This is a genomic window from Microvirgula aerodenitrificans DSM 15089, assembly GCF_000620105.1.
Lineage (GTDB): Bacteria > Pseudomonadota > Gammaproteobacteria > Burkholderiales > Aquaspirillaceae > Microvirgula > Microvirgula aerodenitrificans.
In genome coordinates this window covers 162,640-175,103 of the sequence record NZ_JHVK01000001.1, presented here as the reverse complement: position 1 = coordinate 175,103, position 12,464 = coordinate 162,640, and the positions used below count along the sequence as shown (strand labels likewise).

Below are 12,464 nucleotides of genomic sequence, written 5' to 3'. Positions count from 1 at the left end.
CGTTCAGGCCAGGCCAAGTTCGGCATGGATGGCGGCCAGCGTCGCCAGCGGATCGGCGGCACGCGTGATCGGCCGGCCGATGACCAGGTAGTCGCTGCCGGCCTGCAGCGCGGCGGACGGGGTCATGACCCGACGCTGGTCATCGGCCACGGCATCGGCCAGGCGGATGCCCGGCGTGACCAGCCTGAACGACTCGCCCAGTGCAGCCTTCAGTTGTGCCGCCTCGAGGGCGGAGCACACCACGCCGTCCAGCCCGCTGTCGCACGCCAGCCGTGCCAACCGTTCGACCTGGGCCGCAGCGCCGTCGTTCAGGCCGATTTCGGCCAGTTCGGCATCACTCATGCTGGTCAGCACGGTCACGCCGATCAGCAGCGGCGGCTGCGACAGGCTGGCCACGGCTTCGCGTGCGGCCTCCATCATTCGCCGGCCGCCGGACGCATGCATGTCGACCATCCACACCCCGAGATCGGCCGCCACGCGGCAGGCGCTGGCCACGGTATTCGGGATGTCGTGGTACTTGAGGTCGAGAAACACGTCGAAGCCGCGCGCGGTCAGCTTGTCGACCAGGTGGCGACCGGATGCGGTGAAGATTTCCTTGCCGATTTTCAGCCGGCACAGGCCCGGCTCCAGCCGGGCGACGAATTCGAGCAGGTCTTTCTCGGCCGGGAAGTCGAGAGCGACGATAACGGGCGACGCGCTGTGCGCGATCGGGGCGGCGGGAGCAAACGGATTCATGGTTGGGCGGCGTTCAGACGGACAGCGACTCGCTGCGGTTCGGAGTCAGGCTTTCCCACTCCCCGCAGGCCGGGCACTTCCAGAAAAAGGTTTTGGAACGGAAATTGCAGTGCTGGCAACGATGCACGCGCAGGCGCTTGGCATGTGACAGCACCACTTCGCGGGCCAGTTCGGCATCCTGCCGGGTGGCCGGGTCCATGGAGCCGAATTTGGCGTCGATCAGTTTGGCAATGCCGGCCAGCGACGGATAGCCGTGCACGGCATCGCGCAGGAACGACAGGCCTTCCCGCTCGCCGCCATGCTGGGCGACCCGCGGATACAGCAGATCGGCCAGGTCGAGCTGCGGATAGGTTTCCAGCCAGCCCCGGACCAGTTTGATGCCGTCAGCGGTCCGGCCCAGCGCGTCATAGGCGCCCAGCACCCGTTCCGCGACCAGGGTCAGGTATTCCGGCTGCTGGTTTTCCAGTGACTGCCAGGCAGTAATCGCGCCTTCGGTGTCACCGGCGGTCAGCAGGATGTCACCATTGAGCAGATACGCTCGCGGGCAGCGGCGATTGGCAGCGAACGCGGCCGCGACTTCCTTGCGGGCCTGTTCCAGATCGGACTTGAACAGCGCAGCCTGGGCCAGCTCGCAATGGAATTCGGCCAGTTCGCGCTGGAACTGGGTCGCGTCGTTGCGCAGCGTCTTCGCCAGCGTGATGGCCCGGTCCCAGTCGCGTTCCTGCTGGTACAGGGCCAGCAGCCGCGAGCGTGCCAGGCTGGCGACGGCGGGCCGGTCGGTCAGCTGGGTAAGGATTTCCTCGGCCCGGTCGACCAGTCCGGCGCGCTGGAAGTCGTCGGCCAGTTCCAGCCGGATCTGGTCATGGGCAGGCTCGGGCAGGTCCGGGTTTTCCAGCAAGCCCTGGTGCAGGCGGATGGCAAGGTCGTTCTCGCCACGGCGGCGGTACAGCTTGCCGAGCGCGATCTGCAGATCCAGCGCACCGGGCTCCTGTCGGGCCACTTCAGCCAGCCGGCGGCTGGCTTCGCTGGTGTCGTCATCGACCAGGGCGGCCAGGCCGCGGAAATAGTTGGTCGGCAGTTTGCGGGCACCGGCGATCACGGCCCGCATGTCGATGCGCGCGGCCAGCCAGCCCAGCGCGAAGAACAGCGGGAAGATCAGCAGCCACCAGAGTTCGAAATCCACCAAGAGGAAGATCCTTAGGAAACGGGAATGACGGAAAGCGCCGGGCCGAAACGGCCCGGGATGCGGTCAGGCGCGGGAAGCGCGATTACTCGGCCACGGATTCGCTCGGGTCGTTGACGACCTGACCCGGCGCCTGCTGACGCGCACGCAGTTCTTTCTTCAGTTGCGTCAGTTCGCGACGCAGCTTCAGCGAATAGAAGAAACCGGCAGACAGGCCGGCGGCGGCGCCGACGGCGAAGAAAACCAGCAGCACCAGGATCAGCGGTGCCTGCCAGGTATGGCCCATGAACAGGTTCAGCGTGACCGAATCACTGTTCTGCATGGCGAGCGTGAGCAGCAGCACAAACACCAGAAACTTGATTATCCAGCCTACATAGCGCATTGCGCGACCCTCCATGACAGAGGCTGAAGTTTAAACGATGTCGGCGGGCCCGGCATCGCGTTGGACGAAAAACGCTAAGGAATGACAGCCGCGGATGAACAAATACTGCGCAATCCCGCAATGCGCGGACGGCAGACGCAAAAACGCCGCAGGTTACCCTGCGGCGTTTCGTGACTCGCGTTAGCCCGAGGCTTGCGCTTCTTCCTGAATCCGAGCGTCGACGCGTTCGCGCAACTCCTTGCCGGCCTTGAAGTGCGGAACGTATTTCTCCGGCACTTCAACACTGCTCCCCGACTTGGGATTGCGACCGGTACGCGGCGGACGGTAGTTCAGATCGAAGCTGCCGAAGCCGCGGATCTCGATGCGCTGGCCACGTGACAGGCACGTTGCCATCGCATCAAGAATGGTCTTCACCGCGAGCTCCGCGTCCTTGGCAATCAACTGAGGATAGCGCTCCGCGAGCCTGGCAATCAGCTCAGACTTGGTCATTGCACTGCCTGATTACTCGTTGCCGCCGGACAGTTTGGCCTTCAGCAGCGCGCCCAGGTTCGTGGTGCCGGCGTTGGCGTTGGCTTCAGCCTGGAAGCGGCTGACCGCACCCTGCTCTTCAGCCGCATCCTTGGCCTTGATCGACAGCTTCAGCGAACGGCTCTTGCGGTCGACGTTGATGACCAGAGCTTCGATCTCTTCGCCTTCCTTCAGCAGCGAACGGGCATCTTCGACGCGGTCACGCGACAGCTCGGAAGCCGGCAGGTAACCTTCGATGTCGCCGTCCAGCGCGATCACGGCGCCACGTGCGTCAACGGTCTTGATGATGCCCTTGACCAGCGTGTTCTTGTCGTGGATCGACACGAAGCTGCCGAACGGATCGCCTTCGAGTTGCTTGATGCCCATCGAGATGCGTTCCTTGTCGGTATCGATCGACAGGACCAGCGCTTCGACTTCGTCGCCCTTCTTGAACTGGCGGATGGCTTCTTCGCCGGCAACGCTCCACGACAGGTCGGACAGGTGCACCAGACCGTCGATGCCGCCCGGCAGGCCGATGAACACGCCGAAGTCGGTGATCGACTTGATGGTGCCGGTGATCTTGTCACCCTTCTTGTAGTTGGCCGAGAAATCATCCCACGGGTTCGGCATGCACTGCTTCATGCCCAGCGAGATGCGGCGGCGGTCTTCGTCGATCTCGAGGATCATGACTTCGACTTCGTCACCCAGCGACACAACCTTGGACGGATGCACGTTCTTGTTGGTCCAGTCCATTTCGGACACGTGGACCAGGCCTTCGATGCCCTGTTCGATTTCGACGAAGGCGCCGTAGTCGGTCAGGTTGGTGACCTTGCCGAACAGGCGGGTGCTTTGCGGGTAGCGACGGCTCAGGCCCACCCACGGATCTTCGCCCAGCTGCTTCAGGCCCAGCGACACGCGGTTCTTCTCTTGATCGAACTTCAGCACCTTGGCTTCGACTTCGTCGCCGACGGCCAGGACTTCGCTCGGGTGCTTCACACGACGCCATGCGAGGTCGGTGATGTGCAGCAGACCATCAATGCCGCCCAGGTCCACGAAGGCGCCGTAGTCGGTGATGTTCTTGACGATGCCCTTGACGACTGCACCTTCCTTCAGGTTTTCCAGCAGTGCCTTGCGCTCTTCGCCCAGGGTTTCTTCCAGCACGGCGCGACGCGACACAACGACGTTGTTACGCTTGCGGTCGAGCTTGATGACCTTGAATTCGATCTGCTTGCCTTCGAACGGCGTGGTGTCCTTGACCGGACGCACGTCGACCAGGGAACCCGGCAGGAAGGCGCGGATGCTGTTGACCATGACGGTCAGGCCGCCCTTGACCTTGCCGCTGATGACGCCGGACAGGATCTTGCTGGTTTCCAGCGCTTCTTCGAGCTCAAGCCATGCAGCCATGCGCTTGGCCTTGTCGCGCGACAGCTTGGTTTCGCCATAGCCGTTTTCCAGGCTATCGAGCGCCACGGTAACGAAATCACCGATGCTGACTTCCAGTTCGCCCTTGTCGTTCTTGAACTCTTCGACCGGGATCAGCGACTCGGACTTGAGGCCGGCGTTGACGGTGACGAAATTCGGATCGATAAGGACAACTTCAGCGGTGATCACTTCACCGGCCTTCATCACCTGACGGGACAGGCTTTCTTCGAAGAGGGCGGCAAAGCTTTCCATGGCGGGAACAGTGTTAGTCATTGAAATGGAGACTCGGTGCGAACGATGGGAATCCGCGAGGTGACGTTGATGATGTCCGCACGATCCCATCCCGTACGGAGAAAAAAATCATGCCCGCGGCGCGATGGCGCGATACCACTCGATGACCTGATCGACGGCGGCGTCAATGGTCAGGCGGGTGGTGTCGAGCAACCGGGCGTCGGGCTCTTGCCGGAGCGGTGCCACCGGGCGGGCGGCATCGCGCTCGTCACGGTCGGCAATATCCTGCTGAATCTGCTGGAGATTAGCAGACGCGCCCTTTCCGATCAACTGCTTATAGCGTCTGCGGCCCCGTTCGTCGGCACTGGCGGTCAGGAAAACCTTCAGCGTGGCGTCGGGAAACACGACCGAGCCCATGTCGCGACCGTCGGTCACCAGACCGGGCGGGTGGCGAAAGTCGCGCTGGCGCTGCAGCAGCGCGCTGCGCAGCGCCGGCAGGGCGCCGATCCGCGACGCACAGAGACCGATGTCCTCGCTGCGGATCTCGTCGGTGACATCGATGTCCTCGAGCCAGACCCGGCCGTCGCGAAACGCGATCGGCAGCCGCACGGCGGCCATCGCCAGCTTGGCCTCGTTGTCCAGCGGGATCTGGTGGCGGACGGCGTACAGCGCAGCCAGACGGTAAAGCGAACCGGAATCCAGGTAGTGGAATCCCAGGCGAAGCGCGACCATCGCAGCCACGGTGCCTTTGCCGGAGGCGGACGGACCATCGAGCGTAATGACAGGTGCAGACATGTGTAAGGTTGGATACCGGCAGCAAATGACAAACAGCCGGACGCATCCGGCTGCAAACGTATGAAATGCTAGCGCATTTTCATTGCGCTGCACAATCCGCCGGCATGACTATGGCGTCGTCGCTCCCACGCCGGCGGGCGGGTGTGCTAGCGTTCGGCATCCGACTCAACGCTTGGTTCCCCTCTCCCGCATGGAATTTCTCGATCTGTCCGTTCGTGACCGGGCACAAGGCACCGTATGCCTTCCCGGTTCGAAAAGCATCTCCAACCGCATCCTGCTGCTGGCCGCACTGGCCAGTGGCGACACTCTGGTCCGTGGCGTGCTCGCCGCCGACGACACCGAGCGCATGCTCGACGCGTTGACGACACTGGGTGTCGCGCTTTCGCCGCAGTCCGGCACGCGGGATATCCTGATTCATGGCGTCGGCGGCCGCTTTCCGGTCCGGCGCGCCGATCTGTTCCTCGGCAATGCCGGCACCGCCTTCCGGCCGCTGACCGCCGCACTGGCGCTGACCGGCGGTGATTACCACCTGCACGGCGTACCGCGCATGCATGAGCGCCCGATCGGCGATCTGGTCGACGCGCTGACCGCACTCGGTGCCCGGATCGACTATCCCGGCCAGCCCGGCTTCCCGCCGCTGGACATCCATCCGGTCGACATCGCCGCCGGCGGCACCACGCGCGTCAACGGCAATGTGTCCAGCCAGTTCCTGTCCGCGCTGCTGATGGCGCTGCCACTGGGGGGCGGCGGTACGGTCGAGGTGATCGGCGAGCTGATTTCCCGCCCCTATGTCGACCTGACGCTGAACCTGATCGCCCGCTTCGGCGTCACGGTCGTGCGCGACGGTTACGCCCGCTTTACCGTACCGGCCGGCAGCTGCTATGTGAGCCCCGGCGAGATCCATGTCGAAGGTGACGCGTCCAGCGCCAGTTACTTCCTGGCCGCCGGCGCCATCGGCGGCGGTCCGGTCCGGGTCGAGGGCGTGGGTCGCGACAGCATCCAGGGCGATGTCCACTTCGCTGCCGCGCTGGCGCAGATGGGCGCGCAGATCGAGATGGGTCCGGACTGGATCGAGGCGCGGGCGCCGGCCGATGGCCGGCTGCGGGCGGTCACGCTGGACTGCAATGCGATTCCGGATGCGGCGATGACGCTGGCAGTGGCCGCGCTGTTTGCCGACGGCACCACCCGGCTGGAGCAGATCGCCAGCTGGCGGGTCAAGGAGACCGACCGCATCGCGGCCATGGTCACCGAGCTGACCAGGCTGGGCGCCACGGTCGAGTCCGGCGACGATTTCATTGCCGTGACTCCGCCGGCACAACTGACGCCGCAGGCCGCCATCGACACTTACGACGACCATCGCATGGCGATGTGCTTCTCGCTGGCCAGCTTTGCGGTACCGGTGCGCATCAACGATCCGCGCTGCGTGGCCAAGACCTTCCCTGACTACTTCGACGTTTTCGCGGGGCTGTGCGCATGAGCCGGGACCGTTTCGTCACCGATCGCCATGCCTTCATGGCCGCCGCCGGCGAACCGCAGCCGCAGTCGCCGGTTTTCCGCCCGCAACAGCTGCCGATGTGGGAAACCATGCTGGCTGAAGAGCTGGCCGAATTGCGCGAGGCGATCGATCACTATCGCGCGGTCGACCCGAATGACGCCGACGCGCTGGCGGCGGCCCAGGCCGAGTTCTGCGCCGAGGGCTGCGACGCAATCAATGTGCTGGTCGGGCTGATGATTTCCCAGGGGCTGCCGATCGATGCCATGGCCGATGCGATCCACGCCGCCAATATGGCCAAGTGCGTCGATGGCCACATGGTTCGCCGCGACGACGGCAAGATCCTGAAGCCGGCCGGCTGGCAGCCGGCGGACAAGCTCGGCGTGATTCTTGCGGCCAGACAGCGGCAAATGGAGAAGGCGCAAGGGTAACCGCAGCGTCGGTGCACGCCCGGCTGATAACGGGATTCGCGAACACGCCATTCCCGCCTCACCCGCCACGCTTCACAGGCAGAAAAAACGGCGATGCATTCGATGCATCGCCGTTTTTTCCTGCGCGGACGGGTTTATTCGTCCATGACAGCGCTGGTATAGACTTCCTGCACGTCGTCGAGGTCTTCGAGCGCGTCGATCAGCCGTTGCATGCGCGCGGCGTCGTCGCCGGTCAGTTCGGTATCGTTCTGCGCGCGCATGGTCACTTCACCGATATCGGTCTTGTAGCCGGCCGCTTCCAGCCGTTCCTTGATGTCGGCGTACTCGTACGGCGGCGTGATGACTTCGATCGAGCCGTCGTCGTTGGTGACCACGTCGTCGGCGCCGGCTTCCAGCGCGGACTCCATCAGCGCATCCTCGTCGGTGCCCGGTGCGAACACCAGGTAGCCACAATGCGTGAACTGGAAGGCCACGCAGCCGTCGGTGCCCATATTGCCGCCGAACTTCGAGAACGCATGGCGAACGTCGGCCACGGTGCGGGTCTTGTTGTCGGTCAGGCAGTCGACCATGACGGCAGCGCCACCGATGCCGTAGCCTTCGTAGCGGATTTCTTCATAGGTCACGCCATCGAGCTGGCCGGTGCCGCGCTTGATCGCGTTCTCGATATTGTCCTTGGGCATCGACTCGCCCTTGGCCTTTTCCACCGCCAGGCGCAGGCGCGGGTTGGCCGTCGGATCCCCGCCGCCCATCTTGGCGGCAACGGTGATTTCCTTGATGAGTCGGGTGAAGATCTTGCCGCGCTTGGCGTCCTGGCGACCCTTGCGGTGCTGGATGTTCGCCCATTTGCTGTGACCGGCCATGTGTAACCTCGTGAAGATCGAAAAAACCCGCCGCAGGCGGGTTCAGACGGGTGATATCGGTGAGCACCGGCGGCGACAGAGGCGTCGGTGCGGGGTCTGGTACGGATTCTAGCACCGCCTCACGGGGCGCTGCCAGTCTGCGGCAGCAGCAGTTGACGCATGAGGACGAAGGCCTGCAGGTAGACCTGTTCCAGCGCCGTTCCCAGCAGCGGGATCGACAGGTACAGCACGACGAAGCCGATGGTCAGCGTCATCGGAAAGCCAAAGCTGAAAATGTTGAACTGCGGCGCGGCGCGCGTCATCACCCCGACCGACAGGTTGACGATCAGCAGCGCCGCCACCAGCGGCAGCGACAGCCACAGGCCAAGGGCCAGCATGGTGCCGCCCCAGCCGGCCAGCATTTTCAGGCTCATCGCCGGCAGCGGTGCCAGCGATACCGGCAGCAGGGTGAAGCTTTCCACCAGGGTGCCGAGCATGACGTGGTGACCGTTGATGGCCAGCAGGATCAGATAGGTGAACAGGGTCAGCAGCCGCGAGACCGACGACACCTGGGCGCCAGAGCCCGGATCGAACTGCATGGCGAAGCCCAGGCCCATCTGCATGGCAATAATGGCACCGGACACCTCGACGGCGGTAATCGCCAGCCGCATGGTAAAGCCCATGGCGGCGCCAATCAGCAGTTGCTGGACGATGATGAACACGCCCTCGCCCGAGACGACCGGCACCGCCGGCATCGGCGGCAGCAGTGGTGCAATCAGCACCGTCAGCGAGATCGCCAGCACGGTCTTGATCCGGCGCGGGACCTGCTTGGTGCCGAACAGCGGGTCGGCCAGCAGGAAACCGGTAATGCGGAACAGCGGCCACAGATAGGTCGACAGCAGCAGGCCGATCTGGGTGTCGGTCAGTTCGAGCACGTCAGCCGATCATGTTGGGAATACTGGCCAGCAGGCGCGTGGTGTATTCGATCAGCGTGCGCAGCATCCACGGTCCCGCCAGCACCAGCACCAGGAACATGGCCAGCAGCTTCGGGATGAAGGTCAGCGTCATTTCGTTGATCTGGGTCGCGGCCTGGAACACGCTGACCAGCAGGCCGACGCCGAGCGCGACCAGCAGCATCGGCGCGGCGACGATGATCAGGATGAACAGCGCATTCTGGACCAGGTTGATGACCATTTCCGGCGTCATGTCCGCACCTTCACTTTATGTAGAAGCTCTGCACCAGCGAGCCGATCAGCAGGGTCCAGCCGTCGACCAGCACGAACAGCATCAGCTTGAACGGCAGCGAGATCATGGTCGGCGACACCATCATCATGCCCATCGCCATCAGCACGCTGGCCACGACCAGGTCGATGATCAGGAACGGGATGAACACCATGAAGCCGATCTGGAACGCCGTCTTCAGTTCACTGACCACGAAGGCCGGAATCAGCGTTTTCAGGCTGACGTCGGCCTGGGTGGCCGGCTTGTCCTCGCGGGCAATCTCGATGAAAAAGGCCAGGTCCTTCTCGCGCGTCTGCCGCAGCATGAATTCGCGGAACGGCTCCGCGCCCTTCTCCGCTGCCTGCAGGATGCTGATCTGGTCTTCGGAGAACGGCAGCCAGGCGTCCTTGTAGGCCTTGTCGAAGGTCGGCGCCATGACGAACAGGGTCAGGAACAGCGACAGGCCGATGACCACCTGGTTAGGCGGCGCCTGCATCAGGCCGATGGCCTGGCGCAGCAGCGACAGCACGATCACGATGCGGGTGAACGCGGTCATCATCAGCAGCAGCGCCGGGATGAAGGTCAGCCCGGTCAGGAACAGCAGCATCTGCAGCGACAGCGAGTACTGGGTACCGCCATCCGGCGCCGGGCCGGAATTCATCAGCGGCAGCCCGCCTGCCGCCATCGCCGCTGCCGGAAGCAACCATAGCGCCAGCGGCAGCAGCGCCCGGCGACAGTAGGACAAAAGGGAAACCATCATGCTTTTCGGTCGGAAGGCGTTCGTTGCAGACGTTCGATCGCCGTTTTGAGACGGGCGGCAAAGTTGCCGTCCGCAAGGGAAGGAGGAGGCGTATCGGCGTTGTCGGGGCGTTCCATGTCCTTCAGCAGGCTGATGTGCTGCGGCGTGACGCCGAGCACCAGCCAGCGACCGGACACCTCGACCACCACCACGCGTTCGCGCCCGCCAAGCAGCGTGCCGCCGACGACGCGCACCGCGCGTCCACCGGACAGTCCCGCCTGGTTCAGCCGGCGTACCAGCCAGGCCAGTGCAGCAATCAGTCCGAGAACCAGACCGAGGGCCAGCACGACCTGCACCAGCCCGCCGATCGGGCCGGGCATGGCGGCGGCCGGCGCCGCGGCGCGGGCCGACAGCGAAACCGCCGCCAGCGTTGCGGCGGCGGCGACGGGCGTCAGGCGCATGGTGCTACTTCTGCAAACGGCGCAGCCGCTCGGCAGGGGTAATGATGTCGGTCAGGCGGATACCGAACTTGTCGTTCACCACCACGACTTCGCCCTGGGCGATCAGGCAGCCGTTGACCAGCACGTCCATCGGTTCGCCGGCCAGGCCGTCGAGCTCCACCACCGAGCCCTGTGCCAGTTGCAGCAGGTTGCGGATGGCAATCTTGGTCCGCCCCAGTTCCACGGTCATGCTGACCGGGATGTCGAGAATCATGTCCAGGTTGGTCGCACCACCGGCGGCCTGCTGTGTCGCGGGCGAAAACTCCTGGAACAGCCCGGCGGCCGGCTGTGCGCCGCCAGCCGCTTCTGCCGGCGCGGCCGCAGCCTCGCCTTCAGGCGGCGCGTCGGTGGCACTTTGCTGTTCGGCCATTGCGGAGGCCCAATCGTCCATCGTCACTTCGTCGTTCATGTCTTATCGATCTCGTTTGCGTCGGATTGCTCGCCACTCAACTGCCATGAGCCAGCGCTTGTTCACTCAGTTCCTGCGCGCCGGCCAGGACTTTTTCGACCTTCAGCGCGTATTGACCGCCGGAGGTGCCATAACCGCACTCCAGCACCGGGATGCCGGACACGTCAGCCACCACCGTCGAGGCGATATCGACCGGGATCACATCGCCCACTTTCAGGTTCAGGATGTCGCCCAGCGCGACCTCGGTTTCGGTCAGCGTGGCAACCAGCTCGACCTCGGCGATCTGCACCTGTTTCGACAGCAGGTTGACCCAGCGGTTGTCGACTTCGGTCCGGTCGGCCGCCATGGTCGACGACAGCACGTCGCGGATCGGCTCGATGGTCGAGTACGGCATGCAGACGTGGAAGTCGCCGCCGCCCGCGCCCAGCTCGATGCGGAAGGTCATCGACACCACGACTTCGGTCGGCGTGGCGATGTTGGCAAACTGGGTATTCATTTCGGAACGCATGTAGTTGAACTCGATCGGATAGACCGGTTCCCATGCCTTCTGGTACTCGTTGAACACCACGTCCAGCAGTCTGCGGATGATGCGCTGCTCGGTCGCGGTAAAGTCGCGCCCCTCGACCCGCACATGGTAGCGACCGTCGGAGCCGAACAGGTTGTCGACGATCAGGAACACCAGGTCGGGATCGAAAATTAGCAGCGACGTCCCGCGCAGCGGCTTGACGTGGCACAGGTTGAGGTTGGTCGGCACCACCAGGTTGCGGATGAACTCGCTGTACTTGTGGACCTTGACCGGCCCCACCGAAATTTCGGCGTTGCGGCGGATGAAGTTGAACAGGCCGATACGCAGGTTGCGCGCGAAACGCTCATTGATGACTTCGAGCGTCGGCATCCGGCCGCGCACGATGCGTTCCTGCCGCCCGATCTCGTAATTGCGGACATCGGGCGAACTGGCGTCGCCGACATCGTTGTCGTTGCCGGTAACGCCGCGCAGCAGCGCGTCGACCTCTTCCTGCGAGAGGATGTCGTCGGACATGATTACTGCAACTGAACGATGAAGGACGTGAATACTACCGAGCGCACGACGTCGGCGTGGCCGGAATCAGCGAGCGACTCGTTGATGACGCTGCGGATCTGCGCCTTCAGCCGGGCCTTGCCTTCGGCCGTGGCCACATCGGCCGAGGTCTTGCTGGACAGCAGCAGGATCAGGTTGCTGCGGATGCGCGGCATGTAGGCCGAGATCAGCTCGGCGTCGCCCGGCTTGCCGAGTTCGACCTGCAGTTCGGTCTGCAGCATCGTGCCCGGATCGGACAGGTTGACGACGAAGGTGTCGATCTTGCTGAACGTCGGCGCGGCCGGCGCGGCGGCGGCTTCTTCAGCCTTCGGCTTGCTTTCGCCATTGCCGTGCGCCAGGAACAGATAGCCGACAGCGCCAGCGAGCAACAGGACAACTCCGACCAGCGCGCCAATGACCAGCATTAGTTTTTTACCGCCCGCTGCCGGTTGAGCTTCTGTCAAAGATGCCATGTGCAATACCTGTAAAGATTTGTAAATACGTATTTTCGCGTAATTGTC

Annotated in this window: 16 protein-coding genes; 2 read left to right on the top strand and 14 right to left on the bottom strand. The window is 64.0% G+C overall.

All coding sequences use genetic code 11. The features are described from left to right. Nucleotides 1-3: 3 nt before the first annotated feature. The 6 genes from pyrF to cmk all read right to left on the bottom strand — a co-directional run bounded on the left by pyrF (nucleotide 4) and on the right by cmk (nucleotide 5,255). Nucleotides 4-735, bottom strand: coding sequence for an orotidine-5'-phosphate decarboxylase (gene pyrF, locus Q352_RS0100800; protein ID WP_051528591.1), 732 nt, complete (start codon nucleotides 733-735; stop codon nucleotides 4-6). 13 nt (nucleotides 736-748) lie between these two features. Then, nucleotides 749-1,918, bottom strand: a complete 1,170-nt coding sequence (gene lapB / locus Q352_RS0100795) for a lipopolysaccharide assembly protein LapB (protein ID WP_028497685.1) — start codon at nucleotides 1,916-1,918, stop codon at nucleotides 749-751. Nucleotides 1,919-2,003: 85 nt separating this feature from the next. Beyond that, complete coding sequence (locus tag Q352_RS0100790; protein WP_028497684.1) at nucleotides 2,004-2,300, bottom strand: LapA family protein; 297 nt, start codon at nucleotides 2,298-2,300, stop codon at nucleotides 2,004-2,006. 180 nt (nucleotides 2,301-2,480) lie between these two features. After that, complete coding sequence (locus Q352_RS0100785; RefSeq protein WP_028497683.1) at nucleotides 2,481-2,789, bottom strand: integration host factor subunit beta; 309 nt, start codon at nucleotides 2,787-2,789, stop codon at nucleotides 2,481-2,483. A 12-nt stretch (nucleotides 2,790-2,801) separates the two neighbouring features. Beyond that, entirely contained in the window at nucleotides 2,802-4,571 is a 1,770-nt protein-coding gene (rpsA, locus tag Q352_RS0100780) for a 30S ribosomal protein S1 (RefSeq protein ID WP_084299696.1), read from the bottom strand. A gap of 18 nt (nucleotides 4,572-4,589) precedes the next feature. Next, entirely contained in the window at nucleotides 4,590-5,255 is a 666-nt protein-coding gene (gene cmk, locus Q352_RS0100775; RefSeq protein WP_028497681.1) for a (d)CMP kinase, read from the bottom strand. 190 nt (nucleotides 5,256-5,445) lie between these two features. Between cmk and aroA the strand changes: the two genes are divergently transcribed. Together aroA and Q352_RS0100765 are read left to right on the top strand one after the other, a co-directional pair. Then, nucleotides 5,446-6,732 carry a 3-phosphoshikimate 1-carboxyvinyltransferase gene (gene aroA / locus Q352_RS0100770; protein ID WP_028497680.1) on the top strand — a complete coding sequence of 429 codons (1,287 nt, stop codon included), beginning with the start codon at nucleotides 5,446-5,448 and terminating at the stop codon, nucleotides 6,730-6,732. Continuing rightward, nucleotides 6,729-7,178: a nucleoside triphosphate pyrophosphohydrolase family protein gene (locus Q352_RS0100765; RefSeq protein WP_051528589.1), complete on the top strand. Its 450-nt coding sequence runs from the start codon at nucleotides 6,729-6,731 to the stop codon at nucleotides 7,176-7,178. The genes aroA and Q352_RS0100765 overlap by 4 nt, the downstream gene beginning before the upstream one ends. Nucleotides 7,179-7,312: 134 nt before the next feature. Here Q352_RS0100765 and Q352_RS0100760 read toward each other — a convergent pair whose 3' ends face one another. The 8 genes from Q352_RS0100760 to Q352_RS0100725 form a co-directional block, all read right to left on the bottom strand. Beyond that, a complete protein-coding gene (locus Q352_RS0100760) occupies nucleotides 7,313-8,038 on the bottom strand; it encodes a YebC/PmpR family DNA-binding transcriptional regulator (protein WP_028497678.1) in 726 nt (241 codons plus the stop codon). 119 nt (nucleotides 8,039-8,157) lie between these two features. Continuing rightward, nucleotides 8,158-8,952, bottom strand: a complete 795-nt coding sequence (fliR, locus tag Q352_RS0100755) for a flagellar biosynthetic protein FliR (RefSeq protein WP_028497677.1) — start codon at nucleotides 8,950-8,952, stop codon at nucleotides 8,158-8,160. Nucleotide 8,953: 1 nt separating this feature from the next. Further along, complete coding sequence (gene fliQ, locus Q352_RS0100750; protein ID WP_028497676.1) at nucleotides 8,954-9,223, bottom strand: flagellar biosynthesis protein FliQ; 270 nt, start codon at nucleotides 9,221-9,223, stop codon at nucleotides 8,954-8,956. 10 nt (nucleotides 9,224-9,233) lie between these two features. Further along, nucleotides 9,234-9,995, bottom strand: a complete 762-nt coding sequence (fliP, locus tag Q352_RS0100745; RefSeq protein ID WP_051528588.1) for a flagellar type III secretion system pore protein FliP — start codon at nucleotides 9,993-9,995, stop codon at nucleotides 9,234-9,236. Continuing rightward, a complete protein-coding gene (fliO, locus tag Q352_RS19350) occupies nucleotides 9,995-10,438 on the bottom strand; it encodes a flagellar biosynthetic protein FliO (RefSeq protein WP_051528587.1) in 444 nt (147 codons plus the stop codon). The genes fliP and fliO overlap by 1 nt, the downstream gene beginning before the upstream one ends. Before the next feature lie 4 nt (nucleotides 10,439-10,442). Beyond that, a complete protein-coding gene (fliN, locus tag Q352_RS0100735) occupies nucleotides 10,443-10,886 on the bottom strand; it encodes a flagellar motor switch protein FliN (RefSeq protein ID WP_028497674.1) in 444 nt (147 codons plus the stop codon). 37 nt (nucleotides 10,887-10,923) lie between these two features. Continuing rightward, entirely contained in the window at nucleotides 10,924-11,925 is a 1,002-nt protein-coding gene (gene fliM, locus Q352_RS0100730) for a flagellar motor switch protein FliM (RefSeq protein ID WP_028497673.1), read from the bottom strand. A 2-nt stretch (nucleotides 11,926-11,927) separates the two neighbouring features. Continuing rightward, a complete protein-coding gene (locus Q352_RS0100725; protein WP_051528586.1) occupies nucleotides 11,928-12,368 on the bottom strand; it encodes a flagellar basal body-associated FliL family protein in 441 nt (146 codons plus the stop codon). Between the last annotated feature and the right edge of the window lie 96 nt (nucleotides 12,369-12,464).

Excerpts from the sequence above, each read along its gene's own strand:
- pyrF (WP_051528591.1), bottom strand. The coding sequence starts at position 735 with ATGAATCCGTTTGCTCCCGCCGCCCCGATCGCGCACAGCGCGTCGCCC.
- Q352_RS0100790 (WP_028497684.1), bottom strand. The coding sequence starts at position 2,300 with ATGCGCTATGTAGGCTGGATAATCAAGTTTCTGGTGTTTGTGCTGCTG.
- Q352_RS0100785 (WP_028497683.1), bottom strand. The coding sequence starts at position 2,789 with ATGACCAAGTCTGAGCTGATTGCCAGGCTCGCGGAGCGCTATCCTCAG.
- rpsA (WP_084299696.1), bottom strand. The coding sequence starts at position 4,571 with ATGGGATCGTGCGGACATCATCAACGTCACCTCGCGGATTCCCATCGT.
- cmk (WP_028497681.1), bottom strand. The coding sequence starts at position 5,255 with ATGTCTGCACCTGTCATTACGCTCGATGGTCCGTCCGCCTCCGGCAAA.
- aroA (WP_028497680.1), top strand. The coding sequence starts at position 5,446 with ATGGAATTTCTCGATCTGTCCGTTCGTGACCGGGCACAAGGCACCGTA.
- Q352_RS0100765 (WP_051528589.1), top strand. The coding sequence starts at position 6,729 with ATGAGCCGGGACCGTTTCGTCACCGATCGCCATGCCTTCATGGCCGCC.
- Q352_RS0100760 (WP_028497678.1), bottom strand. The coding sequence starts at position 8,038 with ATGGCCGGTCACAGCAAATGGGCGAACATCCAGCACCGCAAGGGTCGC.
- fliQ (WP_028497676.1), bottom strand. The coding sequence starts at position 9,223 with ATGACGCCGGAAATGGTCATCAACCTGGTCCAGAATGCGCTGTTCATC.
- fliP (WP_051528588.1), bottom strand. The coding sequence starts at position 9,995 with ATGGTTTCCCTTTTGTCCTACTGTCGCCGGGCGCTGCTGCCGCTGGCG.
- fliO (WP_051528587.1), bottom strand. The coding sequence starts at position 10,438 with ATGCGCCTGACGCCCGTCGCCGCCGCCGCAACGCTGGCGGCGGTTTCG.
- fliN (WP_028497674.1), bottom strand. The coding sequence starts at position 10,886 with ATGAACGACGAAGTGACGATGGACGATTGGGCCTCCGCAATGGCCGAA.
- fliM (WP_028497673.1), bottom strand. The coding sequence starts at position 11,925 with ATGTCCGACGACATCCTCTCGCAGGAAGAGGTCGACGCGCTGCTGCGC.
- Q352_RS0100725 (WP_051528586.1), bottom strand. The coding sequence starts at position 12,368 with ATGCTGGTCATTGGCGCGCTGGTCGGAGTTGTCCTGTTGCTCGCTGGC.